This window comes from Burkholderia sp. MS455 (genome assembly GCF_016899445.1).
Taxonomy (GTDB): domain Bacteria; phylum Pseudomonadota; class Gammaproteobacteria; order Burkholderiales; family Burkholderiaceae; genus Burkholderia; species Burkholderia pyrrocinia_C.
Window position 1 is genome coordinate 2865606 of record NZ_CP041779.1, and the last position, 23763, is coordinate 2889368.

Below are 23763 nucleotides of genomic sequence, written 5' to 3' on the forward strand. Positions count from 1 at the left end.
GCGCCGGCACACGCCGGTCGTGTCTCGTGTTGCATCCGGGCGCCCGCGCCGCAAGCGGCGGGCGCCGTCAAGATACTTGGCTGTATTCGATTCAACGAACAAACGGAGAATCCAAATGTTCTGGGAAAAGAAGCTGGCACAGTGGGCGGATGAAGTACGGGCGAAAGCGAACATACCGGCGCGCCTCGTGCTGTGGAACGGCGAACAACTCGATTTCGGCACCTTCAGCGCGCCGCAGGTCACGCTGAAGGTGAACAGCGCGTCGGCGTTGCCGCTCTTGCTCGAACCGAGCCTCGACAATCTCGGCGAGGCGTACGTGAAGGGCAAGATCGACATCGAGGGCAAGCTGTCGGACATCATCAACATCGGCTACTCGCTCGCGCGCAGCACGGTGACGAGCGCGAGCAAGCTCGCGCGCGTGAAGCGCTACTTCAACCACACGAAGAACACCGACAAGAAGGCGATCCAGTACCACTACGACGTCTCGAACGAGTTCTACAAGCTGTGGCTCGACGAGAACATGGTGTACTCGTGCGCGTACTTCGAGAACGGCGACGAGGATCTCGCCACCGCGCAGATCAAGAAGATCGACCACATCCTCACGAAAATCCAGTTGCAGCCGGGCCAGCGCCTGCTCGACATCGGCTGCGGCTGGGGCGCGCTCGTGCTGCGCGCCGCGCAGAAGTTCGGCGCGACGTGTCTCGGCGTGACGCTGTCGCAGAACCAGTTCGACCTCGCGACCGCGCGCGTGAAGGCCGCCGGGCTCGAGGACAAGATCGAGATCCGCCTGCAGGACTACCGCGAGATCGACGGCCAGTTCGACCGCATCACGAGCGTCGGGATGTTCGAGCACGTCGGCCGCAAGAACCTGCCGCTGTACTTCTCGCGGGTGCGCGAACTACTCGCCGACGACGGCATCGCGATGAACCACGGCATCACGTCGACCGACGCGGAAAGCGGCGAAACGGCACTCGGCGGCGGCGAGTTCATCGACCGCTACGTGTTCCCGGACGGCGAGCTGCCGCACATCAGCCTCGCGCTCGAAGCGGCGCAGCGTGGCGGGCTGGAAGCGGTTGACGTCGAAAGCCTGCGGCGGCACTATGCGCGCACGCTCGACATCTGGACGGAAAACTTCGAGGCGAAGGCGGAGGAAGCGCGAAAACTCGTCGACGACGAAAAATTCCGCATCTGGCGCGTGTATCTCGCCGGCTGCGCGTATGCGTTCGAACACGACGACGTGTCGATCTTCCAGATCGTGTGCCGCAAGGCCGGACGCAGCGCGAAAACGCTGCCGTGGTCGCGGCGCTATATGTACGAACACGCGCTGCCGCGCTAGGCGGCGCTTCACGCTGGGCATGCATGGGTGACGGCAGGACGCGGCGCAAGGCGCCGCCGGAACGACAGCAGCGCGACGACACGGACGAGTCGCACGCCGACGGACAATTCGACCTGTTCGGCGTGCCGGCGGACGCTGCACGCGCGTCGTCGCCCGCGGACGACACGCCCCCTGCAAACGCCGATGAACGCGTGACTTCGAACCCGCATGACGATGCGCGGCAGGCGCCGCCCGCCCGCGCAGCCTCCCGCCCTTCCGACGAACCAACGCCGCCCGCCCCCGGCCTGCTGTGGGACGACCCGTCGCCGCCGGCCGCGCCGCCGAAGAAAAGCCAGCGCCGGCGCGGCGTGCCGCCCGCGCCGATCGCGGCGGACGTCGCCGACGCAGCAGCCGGCCTGCCGCCGAATGTCCGGCTCGGCACGTCGTCGTGGTATTTCCCCGGCTGGAACGGCATCGTCTACGACGGCGATTTCGCGCAGACGAAGCTGTCGCGCGAAGGGCTCGAAGCGTACGGCGCGCATCCGCTATTGAAGAGCGTGAGCCTCGACCGGTCGTTCTACGGCCCGCTGTCGGTGGCCGACTACCTGCGCTACGCGCAGCAGGTGCCCGACGATTTCCGCTTCGTCGTGAAGGCGCCGGCCGCCGTGACCGACGCGGTCGTGCGCGGCCGGCGCGGCGAGCCGTCGGGACCGAACCCGACCTTCCTCGACGCGCAGCTCGCCACCCGGGAATTCGTGCAGCCGTGCCTCGAAGGGCTCGGCCGGAAAGCCGGCGTACTCGTGTTCCAGTTCTCGCCGTTGCCCGATCATCTGCTCGCCGAACCGGCCGCGCTGATCGATCGGCTCGCCGCGTTCTTCACGGCGCTGCCGCCGCTGCCGCCGGAAGCCGACGGCCCGCGCTACGCAATCGAGATTCGCGACGCGAGCCTGCTCACGCCGCGCTTCATCCGCGCGCTCGCCGCGCTCGGCGTGCGCTACTGCGTCGGCCTGCACGCGCGGATGCCCGACCCGCTGCGCCAGGCCGCCGCGCTCGCGCTGCTCGACGGCGACGCGCCGGGCCCGCTGATCGTGCGCTGGAGCCTGCACGGCGGCTTCAAGTACGAACAGGCGAAAGCGAAGTACGAGCCGTTCGACAAGCTCGTCGACGAGGATCCGGCTACGCGCTCGGCGCTCGCCGAACTGGCCGCGCGCTACGCGCTGGCCGGTCAGCCGGTGATCATCACGATCAACAACAAGGCGGAAGGCTCCGCGCCGCTGTCGTGCATCGCGCTCGCGCGCGAGATCGCCGCCGCGTGCGCGCAGTGGCGCGGCGAGGCGGCTTGACGCCGGTTTCGCCGGTTTCCGCCGTTCGCTCGCTTACGCGCCGCGCAGCGACTTCAGCCGGTGCGAGAACTTCTGCCGGAATTTCGCGAGCTTCGGCCCGATCACGACCGAGCAGTAGCCCTGCCCCGGGTTACGCGCGTAATAGTTCTGGTGATAGTCCTCGGCCGGCCAGTAGTTGCCGTCGAGCGGCACGACCTGCGTGACGATCGGCTGCCCGAACACCTGCTCGCGCTCCAGCTCGCGGATCACGTCGAGCGCGGTGTCGCGCTGCGCATCGGAATGCGTGAACACGACCGACCGGTACTGCGTGCCGACGTCGTTGCCCTGCCGGTTCAACTGGGTCGGATCGTGCGTCGCGAAGAAGATCTCGAGGATCTCGCGATAGCCGATGCGCGCCGGATCGAACGTCACGTTGACGACTTCCGCGTGGCCCGTGTCGCCTTCGCAGATGTCGCGATAACCGGGATTGCGCGTGTGGCCGCCCGCGTAGCCCGACTGGACGGCCGTCACGCCGTCGACGTCGAGAAACACGGCCTCCGTGCACCAGAAACACCCGCCTCCCAACGTCGCGGTTTCAAGCATTTCGTTCCCCATGAAATCAGACCCTCGTTGATGACAGCAGCCGGCACGCAGGTGCCGGCGCCACCGTTGCATCTCGCCGCTGCGCGTCCGTGGTACGCGACGCAGCGGCACTTCGGCAAGTATCTCACTCGCGCGCGAACCTGGCAGATCGCACAGGTGCCGCGCGCGACCGACCGCACGTTTCTCGACTACACTTAGGCACGCGTGACCGCGGCGCAAACCGTCCGGCCACGCAAAGCGTCCGATGCACGCCCGACCCTGATGCACCCATCATCTGCCGGAACATCGATATGCACGTCTTGACAGACATCGTCCGCATCGCGGGCCCGGTCGCCGCCACGTCGCGAGCCGACGCTTCAACTTCACCTTCGCGATATCGTGCGCCCGTGTCACTCAGGGCGTCGCGATCCGGTTCATCGTCTTCACCCGCTTTCACGATCTGATGCACGGCGCCGCGCGTGTCGCCGACGCGTGCATCCGCCTGCCGATCGCGCCCGCCGGCGAGATGCGCGCCGTGCGGCCACCTCGACCCGCACGCCCGCAGCGCACGGCCGTGCGTCAGTAGTCCGATACCACCGAGAGGGCATCACCATGAGCATGCGGCCTGACCCGACGTTTCACGCTTCGCCCGAGCTTGCGATGCAGGCGCCGGCGGAAGAGTTTGCCTATACGTTGTTGCTGAGCCCCGATTTTTCCAGACCCGACGCGCTCGCCGTGATCGACGTGAAGCCCGGCTCGCCGACCTGCGGAAAGATCGTGCACACGGTGACGATGCCGAACACCGGCGACGAGTTTCACCACTTCGGCTGGAATGCGTGTTCGTCGGCGCTGTCGCCGCTGACCGGCCATGCGTTTCTCGAACGCCGCTTCCTGATCATCCCCGGCCTGCGCTCGTCGCGCATCTATGTGATCGACACGAAGCCGCACCCGACGCAGGCGCGCATCCACAAGATCATCGAGCCCGACGAGATCTTCGCGAAGACCGGTTATTCGCGGCCGCACACCGTTCACTGCGGCCCCGAGGGCATCTACGTGAGCACGCTCGGCGGCGCGGGCAAGGACGGCACCGACGGCGCGCCCGGCATCTTCATCATGGATTGCGAAACCTTCGACGTGCTCGGCCGCTGGGAGATCGATCGCGGCCCGCAGGACAAGCACTACGATTTCTGGTGGAACCTGCCGCGCGACTACATGGTGTCGAGCGAATGGGCGCTGCCGCCGCAATTCGAGAACGGCATCGTGCCCGAGGATCTGCTCGCGAACAAATACGGGCACCGGCTGCATTTCTGGGACCTGCGCGCGCGGCGCAACGTGCAGACGATCGATCTCGGCGCGCAGCACCAGATGGCGCTCGAAGTGCGGCCCGCGCACGACCCGGTGCGCGAATACGGATTCGTCGGCGTGGTGGTCGATACGACGAACCTCGAAGGCTCGATCTGGACCTGGTGGCGCGAGGACGGCAAGTTCCATGTGAAGAAGACCGCGACGATCCCGGCCGAGCCGGCCGCGGCCGACGAACTGCCGCCGCTGCTGAAAGCGTTCGGCGCGGTGCCGCCGCTCGTGACCGACATCGACCTGTCGCTCGACGACCGCTTCCTCTACGTGTCGTGCTGGGGCACCGGCGAGATGCGCCAGTACGACGTGTCGGATCCGCACAACCCGGTGCTCGCGGGGTCGGTGCGGATCGGCGGCATCGTGCGCCGCGCGCCGCACACGAACGGCCGCGCGTTCGCGGGCGGCCCGCAAATGGTGGAGATCAGCCGCGACGGCCGGCGCGTGTACTGGACCAATTCGCTCTATTCGACGTGGGACGACCAGTTCTACCCGGACGGCGTGCCGGCCGCGCAGGTGCTCGCGCACGCAGGGCCGGACGGCGGGCTGACGCTCGCCGACGATTACTGGGTCGAGTTCCCCGACGGCTATCGCGCGCACCAGATCCGGCTCGAAGGCGGCGACTGCTCGACCGACTCGTTCTGCTACCCGTCGGTCAAGCGTTGAACACCGGACTTCACGCGCAGTTCGCGCTGTGGGCGGCCGTGCTCGCGAGCGGCGTATATCACGGGCTCAACCCCGCGATGGGCTGGCCGCTCGCGGTGTCGAACGCGCTGATGACGCGCCGCGGCGGCGCGCTCGTCGCGGCGCTCGGCTATCTCGCGCTCGGCCATGCGCTCGCGGTATTCGCGGTGATGCTGCCATTCGGGCTGCTCGCCGCGCTGCTCGCGTGGCAGTCGGCGATCCGGATCGGCGCGAGCGCGCTCGTGATCGGCTTCGGCGCCGTGCTGCTGATCCGGCGCCGGCATCCGCGCGCGCTCGCGCGGATCCCGCCGGCGCGGCTCGGCCTGTGGTCGTTCGCGGTCGCGATCGCGCACGGCGCGGGGCTGATGCTGGTGCCGATCTACCTCGGGCTTTGCGGGCTCGACATGGACGCCGGCCACCGCGCGGCGGCCACGCTCGTCGATGCGCATCTCGGGATGGCGCTCGTCGTCGCGGCCGTGCATGCGGCCGCGATGATCGCCGCCGGCGGCGGGCTCGCGTGGCTCGTGTACCGCTATCTCGGGCTGAAATTCGTGTCGCGGAGCTGGTTCAATCTCGATGCGGTGTGGGCGTCGAGCCTGATCGTGACGGGCGCGCTGTCGCTCGGGCTGGCGACGGCGCGATAGCACGGGCATCGATAGCGCGCGTGGTGGATCGGCAGGTGGACAGGCCGGCGGCACCGCACAAAAACGCGACAGAACGGCCATGCCGACCGCGCGCCATCGTGATCCCGGCAGCGCGCCGCAGTGTTCGCTACGTCACCCTATCCCCGCGATGCGCCGTCCGGCCGGGCCCGGCGGCCCCGATTCCGCTAAAATCGGGCCATGCGCACCACTTCCCAACCGACCGCCTTGTCGCCTTTCGTCCGCCGCGCCCGTCACACCCGCGTCGCGCCGCGCCCGCCCGTTTCGTTCCGGATGGCCGCCCGATGAGCCGCGCCAATCCGCCGGATTTCGACGCGGCCGCCTTCCGCCAGGCGCTCGGCCAGTTCGCGACGGGCGTGACGGTGATCACGACGCGCGCACCATCCGGGCAACTGATCGGCATCACCGCCAGCTCGTTCAACTCGGTATCGCTCGATCCGCCGCTCGTGCTGTGGAGCCTCGCGCACAAATCGGCGTCGACGCCCGTGTTTCGCGGCAACAGTCATTACGTGGTGAACGTGCTTGCGGCGTCGCAACTCGACCTGTGCAAGCGCTTCTCGACCTACAAGGGCGACCGCTTCGAAGGAATCGCGCACGTGGCCGGCAATTCGGGGATGCCCGTGCTCGACGGCGCGCTTGCGTGGTTCGAATGCCACAACCGCAGCCGCTATGACGAAGGCGACCACGTGATCTTCGTCGGCGAAGTGGAACGCTGCGGCGTGCGCGCCGCTTCGGACGAGACACCGCCGCTCGTGTTCCACGGCGGCGGCTTCCACGGCCTTACACCGCTTTGATCGCACCCGTGCGCGCCAGCCCGACCGGCGCGCCGGCTTCGTCCTTCAACGTCTGCAGCACGATGTTCGAACGGATGTCCATCACGCCGGGCGCCTTGTAGAGCCGGTTCAGCACGAAATCCGAATAGTGCTTGAGGTTGTGCGCGAGCACGCGCAGCAGATAGTGGCTCTCGCCCGTCACGACGAACGCGCCGACCACCTCCGGCCATTCGCGCAGCGCTTCCGCGAAGCGCTCGTGCCATTGATTCTCTTCGTTGCGCATCGATACCTGCACGAACGCCTCGAGCTCGAAGCCGAGCTTCTCGCGGCTCAGGCACGCGCGATAGTGCTCGATCACGCCCTGCTCCTCGAGCAGGCGCATGCGGCGCAGGCAGGCGGACGGCGAAAGCGAAATCCGTTCCGCCAGATCGAGATTGCTGATTCTGCCCTCCTCCTGCAGTACCGCCAGAATCCGGCAGTCGGTGGCATCGAGCGTGATCGCGTGCATTTTTGGTCCCCGTTTTCCCTCTCAGTCGAATTATCTGCCAATCTGGCGGATTGTCCATGTTTATTTCGCAAGCACTTTCTGCGAGCGTCCACCTATCATTCGAAGCATCGACTCACCGATTCGTCATGCCATGGACACACTCTGGGACATCTCGCCGCCTGTCAGCCCCGCCACTCCCGTATGGCCGGGCGATACGCCGGTTTCCGTCGAACGCGTGTGGCGAATGGAGGCCGGCTCGCCGGTCAACGTCGCGCGCCTGACGCTGTCGCCGCATACGGGCGCGCACTGCGACGCGCCGCTGCACTACGACGCCGACGGCGCGCCGATCGGTGCCGTGCCGCTCGACACCTATCTCGGCCCGTGCCGCGTGATCCATTGCATCGGCGCATCGCCCGTCGTGCAGCCGGCCGATATCGCGGCCGCGCTCGACGGCGTGCCGCCGCGCGTGCTGCTGCGCACCTGTGCGCAAGCGCCGGTCACGCAATGGGACCCCGGCTTCTGCGCAGTCGCGCCTGAAACGATCGACCTGCTCGCCGCACATGGCGTGAAGCTGATCGGCATCGATACACCGTCGCTCGACCCGCAGGAATCGAAGACGATGGATGCGCATCACCGCGTGCGTGCGCACCGGATGGCGATCCTCGAAGGCATCGTGCTCGACGACGTGCCGCCCGGCGACTACGAGCTGATCGCACTGCCACTGAAGTTCGCGACGCTCGACGCGAGCCCCGTGCGCGCGGTGCTGCGCGCGCTGCCCGCGCATGCTTCCTGATTACCCCGACCTACGACCCCACATCATGATCAAGACCCGTGAAGACGCGCTCGCGCTCGACCGCGACGACCCGCTCGCCCCGCTGCGCGACCAGTTCGCACTGCCCGACGGCGTGATCTATCTCGACGGCAACTCGCTCGGCGCGCAGCCGCGCGCATCGGCCACCCGCGCGCAGCAGGTGATCGGCGCCGAATGGGGCGAAGGGCTGATCCGCAGCTGGAACACGGCCGGCTGGTTCGCGCTGCCGCGCCGTCTCGGCGACAAGCTCGCGACGCTGATCGGCGGCGCGCCCGGCGAAACGGTCGTGACCGACACCATCTCGATCAACCTGTTCAAGCTGCTGTCGGCGATGCTGCGCCACCAGGCCGAGCGTGCGCCCGAGCGCCGCGTGATCGTGTCGGAACGCTCGAACTTCCCGACCGACCTGTATATCGCGCAGGGGCTGATCGAGCAGCTCGGCGGCGGCTACGAGCTGCGCCTGATCGACGATCCGGCCGACCTGCCCGACGCGCTCGGCGCGGACACGGCCGTCGCGATGGTCACGCACGTGAACTACCGCACCGGCTACATGCACGACATGCCGGCCGTCACACAGCTCGTGCACGACGCTGGCGCGCTGATGCTGTGGGATCTCGCGCACTCGGCCGGCGCGGTGCCGGTCGACCTGAACGGCGCGCGCGCGGACGGCGCGGTCGGCTGCACGTACAAGTACCTGAACGGCGGCCCCGGTTCGCCCGCGTTCGTGTGGGTGCCGCAGCGCCATCACGCGCACTTCTCGCAGCCGCTGTCCGGCTGGTGGGGCCACCGCGCGCCGTTCGCGATGCAGCCGGGCTTCGCGCCCGATCCGGGCATCGCGCGCTTCCTGTGCGGCACGCAGCCGATCGTGTCGATGTCGATGGTCGAATGCGGGCTCGACGTGTTCCTGCAGACCGACATGCAGGCGATCCGCCGCAAGTCGCTCGCGCTGACCGACGCGTTCATCGCGCTCGTCGAAGCGCGCTGCGCGGGCCTGTCGCTGAAGCTCGTCACGCCGCGCTCGCATCACCAGCGCGGCTCGCAGGCGAGCTTCGAGCATCCGCACGGCTACGAAGTGATGCAGGCGCTGATCGCGCGCGGCGTGATCGGCGACTACCGCGAGCCGTACGTGCTGCGTTTCGGCTTCACGCCGCTCTATGTGCGCTTCGTCGACGTGTGGGATGCCGTCGAGACACTGCGCGACATCCTGGCCACCGACGCGTGGAAGGCGCCCGAGTTCGCCGAACGCGGCGCGGTGACCTGACCGGTTTTGCCCGGCGCGCGCCGCAGTGACGTGCGGATAACGCGCCGCGCCCCCGTCATTCAATCCTGGAGAAAGTCGTGAATTCTGGTCATATGCAGCCACCCGGCGACGAAGCGCCGGCGGGCTGCCCGTTCTCGGGCGCACGCGCCGCGCAACCGGTACATTCGGCGCAAGCGGCACACGAAGCGCCGCACGTGCCGGGCGATGCCTCGGGCCAAGCCGGCTGGCACAACGCGCAGCTCGATTTCTCGAAGTCGATGAGCTACGGCGACTACCTGTCGCTGAATTCGATCCTCGACGCGCAGCACCCACTGTCGCCCGATCACAACGAGATGCTGTTCATCATCCAGCATCAGACGAGCGAGCTGTGGATGAAGCTCGCGCTGTTCGAGCTGCGCGGCGCACTCGACGCGGTGCGCTCCGATGCGTTGCCGCCCGCATTCAAGATGCTCGCGCGCGTGTCGCGCATCCTCGAGCAGCTCGTGCAGGCGTGGAACGTGCTGTCGACGATGACGCCGTCCGAATATTCGGCGATGCGGCCGTATCTCGGGCAGTCGTCGGGCTTCCAGTCCTACCAGTATCGCCAGCTCGAATTCCTGCTCGGCAACAAGAACGTGCAGATGCTGCAGCCGCATGCGCACCGGCCCGACATCCTCGAACAGGTGCGCGCGACGCTCGAAGCGCCGTCGTTCTACGACGAGGTCGTGCGCCTGCTCGCGCGGCGCGGGTTCCCGATCGCACCGGAGCGGCTCGAGCGCGACTGGACGCAGCCGACGCGTCACGACGAGACGGTCGAAGCCGCGTGGCTCGAGGTGTACCGACACCCGCAGCAGCACTGGGAGCTGTACGAGATGGCCGAGGAACTGGTCGATCTCGAGGACGCGTTCCGCCAGTGGCGCTTCCGTCACGTGACGACCGTCGAGCGCATCATCGGCTTCAAGCAGGGCACGGGCGGCACCAGCGGCGCGCCGTATCTGCGCAAGATGCTCGACGTCGTGCTGTTCCCCGAGCTCTGGCACGTGCGCACCACGCTCTAACGCACGCGATGCGCCCGCACGTCACGACGACGTGCGGGCCAGTTCCTCCCCGTCGCGCGGCACCGACTGCGCGCGCGACAGCCGCGGAATGTGCCGCCGCACCGCGAGCAGCGCGATGCACACGACGCCCATCGCCGCGGCCAGCATCGTCAGGTACGCACCCGCACCGCCCGCCGTGATCACGATCGCGCCCGCGAATGCGCTGAGAATCGCGCCGAGCCGGCCGAACGCGAGCGCGCTCGCGGTGCCCGTCGCGCGCACCGCCGTCGGGTAGATGTACGCACAAAGCGCATACATCGTCGACTGCACCGCGTTGACGAACAGCCCGTGCAGGCCGAGCCCGACAATCAGCCAGTTCGTGTGGCGGCTCGCATCGACTCCCATCAGCCACACTGCGCTCGCCGCGCCGCCGATGCTGCACAGCGCGAGCGGCCAGCGCGACCCGGCATGCGCGATCGCCCATGCGCACAGCAGCGCGCCGATCACGCCGCCGAGGTTGTACGCGGTGAGCCCCGCGCCCGCGACCGACACGCTCAGCCCGCTCGCGGCCAGCATCGTCGGCAGCCAGCTGAACGCCGCGTAGACAGCAAGCAGACACATGAAGAACGCGCACCACAGCGCGATCGTGTCGCGCGCCTGGCCGCTCGCGAACAGCGCGCCGAAGCCGCCGCGGCCACCGGGTGCGCGTGCGTCTTTCGTATCGGTGAACACGGTGTCCGGCGCGACCGGCCGCTGCATCCGCGCGAGCAGCGCGCCGAGTTCCGGCCAGCGCGCGGGACGCCGCGCGAGATAGCGCGGCGATTCGGGCAGCGCGCGCACGAGCACGAAGCCGAGCACAAGCGGCAGCGCGCCGCCTGCAAAGAACAGCCCGCGCCAGCCGTAGCGCGGCAGCACCTCGTGCGCGAACAGGCCGGCCAGCATCCCGCCGAGCGGCACGCAGACGATCGTCGCGGTCACCATCATCGTGCGGCGCCGCGCGGGCGTGTATTCGGCCGTCATCGTCGTGGCGGTCGGCAGCGCGCCGCCGATCCCGAGCCCCGCGCAGAAGCGCAGCATCGCGATCGCCGCGACGTCGGGCGCGAAGCCGATCGCGCAGGTCGCGACGCCGAACAGGAACACGCTGCCGATCACGGCCTGGCGGCGGCCGAAGCGGTCCGCGACGATCCCCGCGCACGCGCTGCCGATGCCCATCCCGATCAGCCCGGCCGCGACGGCCGGCGCGAACGCGCCGCGCGTGATACCCCATTCGCGGATCAGCACCGGAATCGCGAAACCGATCAACTGGCCGTCGAAGCCGTCGAGCACGATCGCGAGCGCGGCGAGCAGCACCACGCAGCGCTGCATCGTCGTGAACGGCCCGTCGTCGAGCGTCGTGCCGATGTCGACCGACGGCGGCGGCAATCCGTCGCGCGTGCTCATGCGACCTCCCGTGCGCCGCGCGTCGGTGGCAACGTGCGCGAACGGCGCGCGGCAAGACAACGGCATTCGATGGCTTTCATGGCGTCTCCTGTTGTCCGGGCTGGCGCGTCGACGCGTGCCCGGATCTCGTACTGCGCGGTCGGCCGGCGTCAATACGTCGGCGCCGGTGTCTTTTCAACCCTTCTCGATCCGGCGCCATCGCCTGCGCGCGACGGCTCGTATCGTCGTGCGGCGCAAGCCGCGCCGCCGGCCCGATGTTCAGTTCACCCGTGCGTCGATCAGCCGGACTAGCGCGAGCAGCGTCTCGGTATGCGGCACCGCGACGCCCGCGTCGCGCGCGGCCGCGACGACCTTGCCGTTGATCGCGTCGATTTCCGTGCGGCGGCCCGCGAGCACGTCCTGCAGCATCGACGGGCGATGGCCGCGATGCTCGCCGATTGCGTGTTCGACGTTGCGCGCGATGCGTTCACCGTCGACGGCGATTCCGTTCGCGAGGGCGACGGCGGCCGTCTCGGCTGCGATCGCGAGCGCGAGCCGCGGCCCGTCGTGATGGTTGCCGAGCTGGTCGACCGTGCAACCGGTCACCGCGCACAGCGTGTTGAGCGCAGCGTTGAACGCGACCTTCTCCCAGATCGCGGCCCACACGTCGGCGTCGAGCGTGCATGCGAGCCCCGCGCGCGACAGCGCATCGGCCACGGCCGTCGCGAACGGGTGTGCGTGGCCGTCGGCCGTCATCATGCGGATCGTGCCCGCGCCGTGCGAGCGAACGTGCGCGGGCCCCGCGGCATCGGCCGGCCACGTCGTCACGCCGACCAGGATTCGATCGAGCGGCACGAACGCATTCAGCGTCTCGACGTTGCCGAGCCCGTTCTGCAATGTCAGCACGTGCGTATGCGACGTCAGCAGCGCGCGCACGCCGTCGAGCGCCGCGCGCGTATGCAGCGATTTCGTGAAAACGATCAGCAGGTCGAACGATGCATCGGGCGATGCGGCCGCGTCCGCATTCGCGGCTTCCGGCCGCACGGCCTGCAATGCGCGGATGCGGCGTTCGCCGCGATCGTCGTCGATGCGCAGCCCGTCGCGACGGATCGCATCGAGATGCGCGTCGTTCACGTCGATCAGCGTGACGGCCTCGCCGCTTTCGGCCAGTAGACCGCCGAACAGCGAGCCCATCGCGCCCGCGCCCAGAATTGCGATTCTCATCGTCGGTGGCCTCGTCAGAACGGATAGTGGCGCGGCGCGGTCTGCACGGTGATCCAGCGCAGATCCGTGAACGCCGCGATGCCGGCCTTGCCGCCAAAATGGCCGAAGCCGCTGTCCTTCACGCCGCCGAACGGCATCTGCGCCTCGTCGTGCACGGTCGGGCCGTTCACGTGGCAGATGCCCGATTCGATGCGTGCCGCGACGCGCAGCGCACGCGCGACGTCGCGGCTGAACACGGCCGACGACAGCCCGAACGCGTTGTCGTTCGCGCAGCGGATTGCCGCAGCCTCGCCGTCGACGCGCACGATGCCCTTCACGGGGCCGAACGATTCTTCCGCATAGATGCGCATCGCCGGCGTCACGCGATCGAGCAGCGTCGCCGGGAACAGCGTGCTGTCGGCCTTGCCGCCGCACAGCAGTGTCGCGCCGAGCGCGAGTGCATCGTCGATCAGCGCGTTGCAGCGCTCGACGGCCTTCATGTCGATCAGCGAGCCGAGCACGACGGGGCCGTTGCGCGGGTCGCCGAGCGGCAGCGACGCGGCCTTGTCGGCAAGCTTCGCAACGAACGCATCGGCGATCGACGCGTCGACGACGATCCGCTCGGTCGACATGCAGATCTGCCCGGAATTCGCGAACGCGCCGAACGCGGCGGCCGCGACCGCCGCGTCGAGATCGGCATCGTCGAGCACGACGAACGGCGCCTTGCCGCCAAGCTCCAGCACCGACGGCTTCAGGTGGCGCGCGCATGCTTCGGCGACGATCCTGCCGACGCGCGTCGAGCCGGTGAAATTCACGCGGCGCACGGCCGGATGCGCGATCAATGCGTCGACGACGGCGCCCGCATCGTCGGGCGCATTCGTCACGAAGTTGACGACGCCCGGCGGCAATCCAGCCTCCTGCAGCGCCTCGACGATCAGCCCGTGCGTGACGGGACACAGCTCCGAGCCCTTCAGCACGACCGTGTTGCCGCACGCGAGCGGCAGCGCGAGCGCGCGCGTCGCGAGGATCACCGGCGCGTTCCACGGCGCGATGCCGAGCACCACGCCGGCCGGTTGCCGCACGCCCATCGCGAGCGACCCGGGCACGTCGGACGGAATCAGTTCGCCGCCGACCTGTGTGGTCAGTGATGCGGCCTCGACTAGCCCGCTCGCGGCAAGGTGCACGTTGAAGCAGGCCCACAGCGCGGATGCGCCCGTCTCGGCCGCCATCGCGGCGACGAACTGTTCATGCTTCGCTTCGAGCGCGGCGGCCGCCTTCAGCAGCAGCGCGCGGCGCGCGCCGGGGCCGCTCGCGGCCCATTCGGGAAAGGCGCGCGCGGCCGCGTCGGCCGCCGCACGCGCATCGTCGACGGTGCACGCGGGCGCCTCGGACGCGATTTCGCCGTCGAGCGGGTTGCGGCGCACGAAGGTCGCGCCGCTGGATGAGTGGCGGCGTTCGCCGCCGATCAGCATCGATACGGTTTGCATGGAGTCTCCGGAAAGACGCGCGTCGCGCGTCAGGCAATCTCGACTTCGACGACGACCGGCGTCGCGGCATGCAGCGCGTCGGTCAGCGTGTCGCGCAGGCGCGCCGCATCGGCGACGCGCACGCCGCGGCAGCCCATCCCTTCGGCGAGCGCGACGAAATCCAGGTCGGGCAGATCGGTGCCCTGCACGGGATCGCCGGGGCCAAAGCCGAATACCGGCGCGAAATCCTGCAGCGCCGCGTAGCGCCGGTTGTTCAGGATCACGAACGTGATCGGCAATTTCAGCTGCGCGGCGCTCCACAGTGCCTGGATCGAATACAGGCTCGACCCGTCGCCGATCAGCCCGATCACGCGCCGGCCCGGCTGCGCGAGCGCGACGCCGACGGCCGCCGGCATCCCGTAGCCGAGCCCGCCGCTGTCCATCGTGTAGAACGTGCCGCTGCGCGTGAACGGCAGGTGTTCCTGCATCACGGGCCGCGCGCTCGGCGCTTCCTCGACGACGATGTCCTGTGCGTCGCGCACGTCGGCGAGCGTCTGCAGCGCGAACGCGGCCGACATGCGCTCGCCGGCGGCCGGTGCGTCGACGCGTGCGCGCGGCGGGCGCGGCGCGGGCATCGGCCGCTCGGGCGGCGCCGGCCGTGCCAGCAGGTCGCGCGCCGCGAGCCGCAGGTTGCCGACGACCGCGTCGCCCGACGGCGTCCACGCGGCAACGCCCGGATCGTCGACGAGCTGCACGAGCGCCGCACCCGGCGGCACGTGCGGGCCGAAGCCCTCGATGTGGTAGGTAAATGCAGGCGCGCCGAACGCGAACACGAGATCGTGCCCGTCGAGCCGCGCGACGATCTTCTCGCGGATCGCGGGCAGGAAGCCGGCGAACAGCGGATGATCCTCGGGGAAGCTGCAGCGCCCCGACATCGGCGCGACGTACGCGCGCGCACGGTGCCGCTCGGCGAGCCGCACGACGTCGTCCCACGCACCGGCACGATCGACGGCCGCGCCGACCACGAACGCGGGGCGCCGCGCGGCGTCGAGCGCGTCGCCGAGCCGCGCGAGCGCGTCGGGATCGGGCCGCACGACGCTGCTGACGTCGCGCCGCGGCAGCAGCTCGGCCGGCTGGTCCCAGTCGTCGACCGGGATCGACACGAACACGGGCCCGCGCGGCTCCTGCATCGCGATGCGGTAAGCACGCGCGATCGCGGCCGGCACGTCCTGTGCACGCGCGGGCTCGATGCTCCATTTCACGTACGGCTTCGGCAGCTCGGCGGCCTGCGTCGCGCCGAGGAACGGATCGAACGGCAAGATCGCGCGCGCCTGCTGGCCCGCGGTGACGACCATGGGCGTACGGTTCCTGAACGCGGTAAAGAGATTGCCCATCGCGTTGCCGACACCCGCCGCCGAATGCAGGTTGACGACCGCCGCATTGCCGGTGGCCTGCGCATGGCCATCGGCCATCCCGACCACGACGGCCTCGTGCAAGCCGAGCACGTAGCGGAAATCGGCCGGGAAGTCGCGGAACATCGGCAGTTCGGTCGAACCGGGATTGCCGAACACGCGGTCGATGCCGAACTGGCGAAGCAGGTCGATAACCGCATCGCGAACGGTGATCGATGCGGCGGATGGGGGCAAATGGCCGGGCATGCTCAGCGCTCCTCGATGGCTTGGCGGTTTCCACAGTATCGAAGCGCAAGCCATTCTCGGATACTGTATTTTTTGCGATAAGCCATTACATTCCGGCATGACTTTCGATCTCCGACAATTGCGCGCCTTCACGACGATCGTCGCCTGCGGCAGCCTCGGCCGCGCGGCCGATGCGCTGCATGTGACGCAGCCGGCGCTGAGCCGGATCCTGAAGCGGCTCGAGGACCAGGTCGGCGCGCCGCTGTTCGAGCGCCATTCGAAGGGCGTGCAGCTCACCGCGTTCGGCGACGCGCTGCTGCCGCATGCGACGCTGCTGCAGCACGAGGCCGAGCATGCTCGCGAGGAACTCGACGCGATGCGCGGGTTCGCGAAGGGTACGATCAAGGTCGGCGCGGTGGGCAGCATCGCGAGCCTCGTGCTGCCGGTCGCGGTCGGCCGCGTGCTCGACCGCTGGCCGAACCTGCGCGTCGAGATCCTCGAAGGCGTGTGGGACCGCCTCGCCGACGGATTGAACAAGCACGAGATCGATCTCGCGCTGTCCGCGCACGGGCCCGACACCGACGAGATCGTCGCGATTCCCGAGTGCCGCTGGGAAGATCGCAGCCATATCGTTGCGGCGCCGCACCATCCGCTGCGCACGCTCGGCCGCGCGCCGACGCTCGTCGACACGCTGCACGCGCGCTGGGCGATTCCGCCGCGCGGCACCGCACCGTTCGACCACATGCGCGCGACCTTCGACGCGCACGGGCTCGCGCTGCCCGACATCGCGGTCGAAACGCGCTCGGTCACGACGCTGAAGAGCCTCGTCGCGCATGCCGGTTTCCTGAGCTGGATGGCCGAGCCGATGTACGGCGCCGAGCAGGCGGCCGGCACGATCGACACGCTGCCGGTGCAGGAGGTCGTCGCAGTGCGCACGCTCACCGCGTTCCGGCGTCGCCACGGGATCCTGCCGGGGCCGGCCGGCAAGCTGCTCGACGAACTCGTCGCGCTCACGCGCGAAGGGCGCTGACACCCGTTCCCTACCGGCCGCCTGTTCGCGCCCCTTCGCCTCCGTTCCCGCGCCACCCGCGCGCCGCCGCAGCGCACCATCGAAATGCCGTCTCCCCGCCTTGACTTTCGCTCGCCCGAATACGATCATTCGCTCACATGAAGAGCAAATGATCTAGTCGACAGGAAAGACTGGCACGAACAGGAGACACCGGATGAGCGAATCGCCCACCGCCCGCGCGCCCGTGCTGCTGCACATCGGCGCGGGCTCGTTTCACCGCGCGCACCAGGCGTGGTATCTGCATCGCGTGAACGCGGCCGTGCCGGCCGACGAACGCTGGTCGCTGACCGTCGGCAACATCCGCGACGACATGCGCGCGACGATGGACGCGCTCGCCGCGCAGCACGGCGAATACACGCTCGAAACCGTCACGCCGCAAGGCGAGCGCGCGTACGAGACGATCCGCGCGATCACGCGCGTGCTGCCCTGGTCGATCGACCTCGCCGCGCTGATCGACGCCGGCGCCGATCCGGCCTGCCGGATCGTGTCGTTCACCGTCACCGAAGGCGGCTACTACCTCGACGAACACAACCGGCTCGACGTCGCGAACGCCGATCTCGCGGCCGACCTGCAGGGCGCGCGCACGACGCTGTACGGCGCGCTCGCGGCGCTGCTCGCCGAACGCATGCAGCGCGGCGCGGGCCCGCTCACGCTGCAGAGCTGCGACAACCTGCGCAACAACGGCGCGCGCTTTCGCGCGGGCATGCGCGAATTCCTCGAACGGCGCGGGGCAGCCGACCTGCTCGCGTGGTTCGACGCGAACGTCGCCACGCCGAGCGCGATGGTCGACCGCATCACGCCGCGCCCGACCGCCGACGTGCGCGAACGCGTGCTGGCGGCCACCGGCATCGACGACGCATGCCCGGTGATGGGCGAATCGTTCATCCAGTGGGTGATCGAGGACCGCTTCGCGGCCGGCCGGCCGCGCTGGGAGCTGGCCGGCGCGGAACTCGTCGACGACGTGCACCCGTACGAGGAAGCGAAGATCCGCATCCTCAACGCGACGCACAGCTGCATCGCGTGGGCCGGCACGCTCGCGGGCTACACGTATATCCACGAAGGCACGCACGACGCGGCGATCCGCCGCTTCGCGCACGACTACGTGACGCAGGACGTGATCCCGTGCCTCACGCCGAGCCCGCTCGATCTCGCGCGCTATCGCGACGTCGTGCTCGAGCGCTTCGGCAACCCGTACGTGCTCGACACGAACCAGCGCGTCGCGGCCGACGGCTTCTCGAAGATCCCCGGCTTCATCGCGCCGACACTCGTCGAATCGTTCGCGCGCGGCGCGGCGCCGGTCGCCACCGCCGTGCTGCCCGCGCTGTTCCTGCGCTTTCTCGAACGCTGGGCGCGCGGCACGCTGCCGTACGCGTACCAGGACGGCGTGATGGACGAAAGCGCCGCACGGGCGATCGTCGACGCCGACGACCCGGCCGTCGCGCTGTGCGCGAGCCGCCCGCTGTGGGGTTCGCTCGCGGGCAACGCCGCGCTGTTCGAGGCGCTGCGCGCCGCGCTCGCCCGCGTCGACGCATGGCTCGCGCAGCGCTGACGCGCGCCAGCCGGCGCCCGGCCGCGCGGCCGGGCAAACCCGCTTGGCACATGCCGTGCGGCACGGCTAAAGTAGCGGCTCCTCTCTGACGGAACGGATCGCTCATGTATCTCGGCATCGACCTCGGCACCTCGGAAGTGAAGGTGCTGCTGCTCGCCCCGGACGGTGCGGTCGTCGGCACCGCCGGCTCGCCGTTCACCGTGTCGCGGCCGCATCCGCGCTGGGCCGAACAGCATCCGGACGACTGGTGGCAAGGCACGCTCGCCGCGCTCGCGGCGCTGCGCGAACGGCATCCGCACGCGTTCGCGCAGGTGCGCGGCATGGGCCTGTCGGGCCAGATGCACGGCGCCGTGCTGCTCGGCCGCGACGACCGCGTGCTGCGCCCCGCGATCCTGTGGAACGACATGCGCAGCGCCGACGAATGCGCGCTGCTCACCGAACGCGCGCCCGATCTCCACGCCCTCGCCGGCAATCTCGCGATGCCGGGTTTCACCGCGCCGAAACTGCTGTGGGTCGCGAAGCACGAACCCGACGTGTTCGCGGCGACCGCATGCGTGCTGATGCCGAAGGACTACCTGCGGTTCCGGCTGACCGGCGCGAAGGTGTCCGACCCGTCGGACGCGGCCGGCACGCTGTGGCTCGACGTCGCGCGCCGCGACTGGTCCGACGCGCTGCTCGCCGCGTGCGGGATGACGCGCGACCAGATGCCGCGCATCGTCGAGGGCAATGCGCCGTCCGGCACGCTGCGCGCCGATGTCGCGCGCGAGCTCGGGCTGTCGGAGGCCGTCGTGGTGGCGGGCGGCGGCGGCGACAATGCGACGAGCGCACTCGGCATCGGCGCGATCCACGCGGGCGACGGCTTCGTGTCGCTCGGCACGTCGGGCGTGCTGAGCGTGGTCGGCGACCGCTTCATGCCGAATCCCGCGTCGGCCGTGCATGCGTTCTGCCATGCGATTCCCGATCGCTGGCAATTGATGAGCGTCGTGCTGTCGGCCGCGAGCTGCCTGCGCTGGGTCTGCAAGCTGACGGGCACCGACGAGCCGGCGCTGCTCGCCGAAGTCGAGGCGCTCGACGCCGACGCGCTTGCGACGGCGCCGCTGTTCCTGCCCTACCTGTCCGGCGAACGCACGCCGCACAACGATCCGTATGCGCAGGGCGTGTTTTTCGGGATGACGCACGCGACCGAACGCGCGCATCTCGGCTACGCAGTGCTCGAAGGCGTGACGCTCGGCCTCGCCGACGGCCTCGACGCGCTGCATGCGGCCGGCGTCGAAACCGACCAGCTGTCGCTGATCGGCGGCGGCGCGCGCAGCGCGTTCTGGGCGCAACTGATCGCCGATGCGCTGAACGTGCGCACGCGCCAGATCGGCGGCGGCGAAACGGGCGCCGCGCTCGGCGCGGCGCGGCTCGGCTGGCTGGCCGTCGGCGGCGATCCGCAGACGGTGCTGACCAAGCCGCCGGTGCGCGCCGAATACGCGCCGGACGCGGCCCGCCATGCGTTGCTGCGCGAACGCCTCGACGCGTTCCGCACGCTGTACCGCCACGTGCGCCCGCTGTACGAACCGTCGCGCACGCGGCTCGCGTAAGCCCCGTCGCGGCGGCGCGCACCGGCCGTCGGCCGCGCGCAACACATGCGGTACAGTGGATGCCGTCGCGCGACCCGCCGGCCGGCCCGCGGGGCGGCCCCCAGATCCGAACCGAATCGCTATCGTGTCCAAGTCCTCAGAAAAACTCGATCTCGCCACGCGTGCCGCGTGGCTCTATTACGTCGCGGGCGACACGCAGAACGAAATCGCCGAAAAGCTGCAGGTGTCGCGCCCGGTCGCGCAGCGCCTCGTCGCGTTCGCGGTCGAGAAGAACCTGATCCGCGTGCGCGTCGACCACCAGCTCGCCGACTGTCTCGATCTCGGCGCGCAATTGTCGAAACGCTACGGCCTCGCGATGTGCGAAGTCGTGCCCGTCGATGCCGATGCGCCCGACGCGATCGACCGTAAGCTCGCGGTCGCCGGCGCGCAGGTGATGGAGCGCTATCTGGGCGAGACGCGGCCGATGGTGATCGCCGTCAGCAGCGGCCGGACGCTGAAGGCCGCCGTCGCGCAGATCGCGCAGATCGACCGACCGCAGCACCGGCTCGTATCGATGGTCGGCGCGATCGCGGCCGACGGTTCGTCGAACCGCTACGACGTCGCGCAGTACATCTCGGAGAAAACCGGCAGCAAGCACTTCCTGCTGCCCGCGCCGCTGTTCGCCGACAGCGCCGCGGAACGCGCGCAGTGGTGCAACCACCGGCTGTACCGGATCGTCGAGGCGCTGTCGGGCAAGGCCGACGTCGCGTTCATCGGGATCGGCAACACCGGCCCGCACTGCCCGCTCTACGACGACGGCTTCATCACCGAACAGGAGCTCGACGAGATGACCGCGCTCGGCGCGGTGGCCGAACTGCTCGGCATGCCGATCGACGCGCACGGCAAGCTGATCGACGTGTCGACCAGCGCGCGCGTGACGAGCGTGTCGCTCGCCACGCCGCCGAAGCGCCCGACGATCGCGTTCGCGGGCGGCCCGAAGAAACGCGACGCGGTGATCGCCGCGCTGCGCGGCGGCTGGCTGTCGGGGCTCGTCACCGACGAAACCTGCGCGCGCGCCGCGCTCGACGCGAAGGCGGACTGACGCCGCAGCGGGACGCTCAGGCCGCGCGCGGCGCCGGAAACGCATGCCGGCGCGCGCGCCACGCGCCGATCCACGCGGCCGCCAGCAGCGCCACGAGCACCCACGGAATCGCGCCGGCGCCGGTTGCGCCGAGCAGCATCCCGCCCGCGATGCCGCCGCCGGCGATCGCGAGATTCCACACCGTCACGAGCATCGACTGCGCGACGTCGGCAGACTCCCCCGCCGCGTTCGCGGCAGCCGTCTGGAACAGCGTCGGCGCGCCGCCGAACGCGAGCCCCCACAGCGCCACGCCGGCATAGACGATCACCATCCCCGATCCGGCGCCGAGCATCGCCGCCGCGAGCGCGAACAGCGCGATACTGGCAAGCGTAAGACGCCGTTGCGCGGCACCGATCCACACGCCCGTCAGCGCGATGCCGACCAGCGACGCGATGCCGAACACCAACAGCACCACATCGACCTGCGCACCCATCCGCACGCCCGCGAGAAACGGCGCGACGTACGTGTACAGCATGTTGTGCGCGAGCACGTACGCGAACATCACGGTCAGCACCGGCCGCACGCCGGGCAGCGTCATCACGCCTAGCACCGGTTCGCGCGCGCCGGCCTGCTGCCCCGGGTAATCGGGCACGCGCCAGCGGATCCAGCCGATCAGCGCGAGCGCCGCGAGCGTGATCAACGCAAACGCGACGCGCCAGCCGAGCGCCGCGCCCAGCGCGGTGCCGGCCGGAATGCCGATCGACATCGCGACCGGCGCGCCGAGCATCGCGACCGCGATCGCGCGGCCGCGCAGCGACGCGTCGACCATCCGGCTCGCATAGCCGGCCAGCAGCGCCCACAGCAGCCCGGCCGACATGCCCGCGACGAAGCGCGCGGCGAGCGTGAGTGCGTAGTACGGCGATGCGGCGGTCAGCGCATTCGACACGACGAAGCCGGCCAGCGCCGCGAGCAGCAGGCGGCGCCGGCGCATCGCGCGCGTCGCGGCGACAAGCGGAATCGCCGCGACGATCGAGCCGAGCGCATACACGGTCACGAGCTGGCCGATCAGCGCGTCGGGCACGCGCAGGTCGGCGCTCATCAGCGGCAACAGGCCGGCCGGCAATGCCTCGGTGAGGATCGTGATGAAGGCGGCCGTCGCGAGCGCCAGCAGGTTCGCGACCGGCAGGCGAGCGCGTGCCTGCGCGGGCCCGACGGAAACCTCATCGTCAATCTCAATCGTCGTGCAGTCGCTCATGCCGCGCTCCCGGTATCGACACCGTAGACCGCATCGCGCACGTCGGTCACGATGCGCCCGTGCATGCCCTCATACAGCGTGTTGGTCAGCGCGACGACCGTCAGCCCGGCCGCGCGGTCGACGAACCACGCATGCCCGTACGCGCCGCCCCAGCGCCAGGTGCCGACCGACTCCGGCGACTGCGCGGCCGCCGGATCGCGCAGCACCGAAAAGCCGAGCCCGAAACCGAAACCCGGCGCATCCGGCAACTCATGCGCGCCCGGCTGGATGCGCGCCATCTCGTCGATCCATGCGCGCTCGAGCCAGCCGTCGCGGCCGGTGCGCAGCGCGTCGAGCAGCGTCACGCAATCGCGCGCGGTGCCGACCATCCCCGCGCCGCCCGACGGCCACGCGTCGCGATCGAACACGCGCGCCGGCTCGAAGCGGATGCCGATCGTGCCGTCGAATACCGGCACGAGATCGGTGTCCGCCATTCGCCGCGGCGCACCCGGCGTGCTCACGTAAGGCGTCGCGACGCGCGCGGCGTCGTGCGCGACGAACGCGGTGTCGGTCATCCCGAGCGGCGTCGTGACGAGCGCGGCCACCACCTCGGCGAGCGGCCGGCCGTCGACCGCCTCGATCAGCGCGCCAACCACGTCGGTCGCCAGCGAATAGCCCCACGACGTGCCGGGCGCGAACTGCAGCGGCACGCCGGCGATGCGCCGCACGTTCTCCGCGAGCGAAATGCCCGAACGATCCATCCCGTCGGACACGCCGGCGCGCGCATACGGGCCGTCGCCGTCGGCTTCGAGGAAGCGGTAGCCGAGGCCGGCCGTATGCGACAGCAGATGACGCAACGTAATCGCGGCGGGTGCGCCGTCGGGCAGCGCCGGACGAAATTCGGGCAACCAGCGCGCGACCGGTTCGTCGAGCGCGATGCGCCCCGCCGCGACCAGCCGCATCGCGGCGGCCGTCACGACCGGCTTCGTGACCGACGCGAGCCGGAACAGCGCGTCTTCCCGCATCGGCGTACCGGCTTCGCGATCGGCGAGCCCGGCGGCGCGCGCATGGCGCAGCTCGCCGTCACGCGCGACCAGCACGACCGCGCCGACGATGCGCTCGTCGGCGAGCGCGCGATCGAGCGCGTCGTCGAGCCGGCGGCGCAGCGCGGCGTCCGGCTCGGCGCGGGATGCGGTGACAGGCAGGGATGACATGGCGTGACCTCTCGACAGTGAACGAACGTTCATCGTAGGGAGCCGACGCAAGAAGAAAAA

At 69.9% G+C, this 23763-nt stretch carries 21 protein-coding genes; 13 read left to right on the forward strand and 8 right to left on the reverse strand.

Annotation, left to right across the window (positions count from 1 at the left end; translation table 11 throughout):
- Positions 1-115 precede the first annotated feature (115 nt).
- Together FPJ27_RS32335 and FPJ27_RS32340 are read left to right on the forward strand one after the other, a co-directional pair.
- Positions 116-1336 carry a cyclopropane-fatty-acyl-phospholipid synthase family protein gene (locus FPJ27_RS32335; protein WP_111016239.1) on the forward strand — a complete coding sequence of 407 codons (1221 nt, stop codon included), beginning with the start codon at positions 116-118 and terminating at the stop codon, positions 1334-1336.
- A gap of 23 nt (positions 1337-1359) precedes the next feature.
- Positions 1360-2658, forward strand: coding sequence for a DUF72 domain-containing protein (locus tag FPJ27_RS32340; RefSeq protein ID WP_204424305.1), 1299 nt, complete (start codon positions 1360-1362; stop codon positions 2656-2658).
- Positions 2659-2691: 33 nt separating this feature from the next.
- Here FPJ27_RS32340 and msrA read toward each other — a convergent pair whose 3' ends face one another.
- A complete protein-coding gene (msrA, locus tag FPJ27_RS32345) occupies positions 2692-3252 on the reverse strand; it encodes a peptide-methionine (S)-S-oxide reductase MsrA (RefSeq protein ID WP_059578436.1) in 561 nt (186 codons plus the stop codon).
- Between the two features lie 15 nt (positions 3253-3267).
- On the opposite strand from msrA, the gene FPJ27_RS32350 reads away from it, so the two are divergent.
- The 4 genes from FPJ27_RS32350 to FPJ27_RS32365 all read left to right on the forward strand — a co-directional run bounded on the left by FPJ27_RS32350 (position 3268) and on the right by FPJ27_RS32365 (position 6712).
- The gene (locus tag FPJ27_RS32350) at positions 3268-3438 is read left to right on the forward strand and encodes a hypothetical protein (RefSeq protein ID WP_175961923.1); all 171 of its coding nucleotides are present in this window, start codon (positions 3268-3270) and stop codon (positions 3436-3438) included.
- Between the two features lie 393 nt (positions 3439-3831).
- On the forward strand, positions 3832-5238 hold the full coding sequence (locus FPJ27_RS32355; protein WP_204424306.1) for a selenium-binding family protein: 1407 nt from the start codon (positions 3832-3834) through the stop codon (positions 5236-5238).
- Complete coding sequence (locus FPJ27_RS32360) at positions 5235-5900, forward strand: hypothetical protein (RefSeq protein WP_204424307.1); 666 nt, start codon at positions 5235-5237, stop codon at positions 5898-5900. Before FPJ27_RS32355 ends, FPJ27_RS32360 begins: the two co-directional genes overlap by 4 nt.
- 302 nt (positions 5901-6202) lie before the next feature.
- On the forward strand, positions 6203-6712 hold the full coding sequence (locus FPJ27_RS32365) for a flavin reductase family protein (RefSeq protein WP_034178871.1): 510 nt from the start codon (positions 6203-6205) through the stop codon (positions 6710-6712).
- On the opposite strand, the gene FPJ27_RS32370 is transcribed toward FPJ27_RS32365, so the two are convergent.
- Complete coding sequence (locus FPJ27_RS32370; RefSeq protein ID WP_006477992.1) at positions 6699-7199, reverse strand: Lrp/AsnC family transcriptional regulator; 501 nt, start codon at positions 7197-7199, stop codon at positions 6699-6701. The genes FPJ27_RS32365 and FPJ27_RS32370 overlap by 14 nt on opposite strands.
- 130 nt (positions 7200-7329) lie before the next feature.
- On the opposite strand from FPJ27_RS32370, the gene kynB reads away from it, so the two are divergent.
- The 3 genes from kynB to kynA all read left to right on the forward strand — a co-directional run bounded on the left by kynB (position 7330) and on the right by kynA (position 10287).
- Positions 7330-7971 (forward strand): arylformamidase, encoded by a 642-nt coding sequence (gene kynB / locus FPJ27_RS32375; RefSeq protein ID WP_204424308.1) that lies wholly within the window; start codon positions 7330-7332, stop codon positions 7969-7971.
- A 28-nt stretch (positions 7972-7999) separates the two neighbouring features.
- On the forward strand, positions 8000-9250 hold the full coding sequence (gene kynU, locus FPJ27_RS32380; protein ID WP_204426385.1) for a kynureninase: 1251 nt from the start codon (positions 8000-8002) through the stop codon (positions 9248-9250).
- Positions 9251-9342: 92 nt separating this feature from the next.
- Positions 9343-10287 (forward strand): tryptophan 2,3-dioxygenase, encoded by a 945-nt coding sequence (gene kynA / locus FPJ27_RS32385; protein ID WP_204426386.1) that lies wholly within the window; start codon positions 9343-9345, stop codon positions 10285-10287.
- Positions 10288-10308: 21 nt separating this feature from the next.
- Here kynA and FPJ27_RS32390 read toward each other — a convergent pair whose 3' ends face one another.
- The 4 genes from FPJ27_RS32390 to mdlC all read right to left on the reverse strand — a co-directional run bounded on the left by FPJ27_RS32390 (position 10309) and on the right by mdlC (position 16012).
- Complete coding sequence (locus FPJ27_RS32390; protein ID WP_204424309.1) at positions 10309-11706, reverse strand: MFS transporter; 1398 nt, start codon at positions 11704-11706, stop codon at positions 10309-10311.
- 258 nt (positions 11707-11964) lie between these two features.
- Positions 11965-12909, reverse strand: coding sequence for a 2-dehydropantoate 2-reductase (locus FPJ27_RS32395; protein ID WP_204424310.1), 945 nt, complete (start codon positions 12907-12909; stop codon positions 11965-11967).
- 14 nt (positions 12910-12923) lie between these two features.
- The gene (locus FPJ27_RS32400; RefSeq protein WP_204424311.1) at positions 12924-14375 is read right to left on the reverse strand and encodes an aldehyde dehydrogenase; all 1452 of its coding nucleotides are present in this window, start codon (positions 14373-14375) and stop codon (positions 12924-12926) included.
- A gap of 29 nt (positions 14376-14404) precedes the next feature.
- Positions 14405-16012 carry a benzoylformate decarboxylase gene (gene mdlC, locus FPJ27_RS32405; RefSeq protein WP_204424312.1) on the reverse strand — a complete coding sequence of 536 codons (1608 nt, stop codon included), beginning with the start codon at positions 16010-16012 and terminating at the stop codon, positions 14405-14407.
- Positions 16013-16109: 97 nt separating this feature from the next.
- Here mdlC and FPJ27_RS32410 point away from each other — a divergent pair, with 97 nt between their 5' ends.
- The 4 genes from FPJ27_RS32410 to FPJ27_RS32425 all read left to right on the forward strand — a co-directional run bounded on the left by FPJ27_RS32410 (position 16110) and on the right by FPJ27_RS32425 (position 21276).
- Complete coding sequence (locus FPJ27_RS32410) at positions 16110-17021, forward strand: LysR family transcriptional regulator (protein WP_204424313.1); 912 nt, start codon at positions 16110-16112, stop codon at positions 17019-17021.
- Between the two features lie 193 nt (positions 17022-17214).
- A complete protein-coding gene (gene dalD / locus FPJ27_RS32415) occupies positions 17215-18609 on the forward strand; it encodes a D-arabinitol 4-dehydrogenase (RefSeq protein ID WP_072442826.1) in 1395 nt (464 codons plus the stop codon).
- A gap of 104 nt (positions 18610-18713) precedes the next feature.
- On the forward strand, positions 18714-20195 hold the full coding sequence (gene xylB, locus FPJ27_RS32420; protein WP_204424314.1) for a xylulokinase: 1482 nt from the start codon (positions 18714-18716) through the stop codon (positions 20193-20195).
- 124 nt (positions 20196-20319) lie between these two features.
- The gene (locus FPJ27_RS32425; RefSeq protein ID WP_204424317.1) at positions 20320-21276 is read left to right on the forward strand and encodes a sugar-binding transcriptional regulator; all 957 of its coding nucleotides are present in this window, start codon (positions 20320-20322) and stop codon (positions 21274-21276) included.
- Positions 21277-21292: 16 nt separating this feature from the next.
- Here FPJ27_RS32425 and FPJ27_RS32430 read toward each other — a convergent pair whose 3' ends face one another.
- Positions 21293-22510, reverse strand: a complete 1218-nt coding sequence (locus FPJ27_RS32430; protein ID WP_204424319.1) for an MFS transporter — start codon at positions 22508-22510, stop codon at positions 21293-21295.
- Positions 22507-23703 carry a serine hydrolase domain-containing protein gene (locus FPJ27_RS32435; protein ID WP_204424321.1) on the reverse strand — a complete coding sequence of 399 codons (1197 nt, stop codon included), beginning with the start codon at positions 23701-23703 and terminating at the stop codon, positions 22507-22509. The genes FPJ27_RS32430 and FPJ27_RS32435 overlap by 4 nt, the downstream gene beginning before the upstream one ends.
- Positions 23704-23763 lie beyond the last annotated feature (60 nt).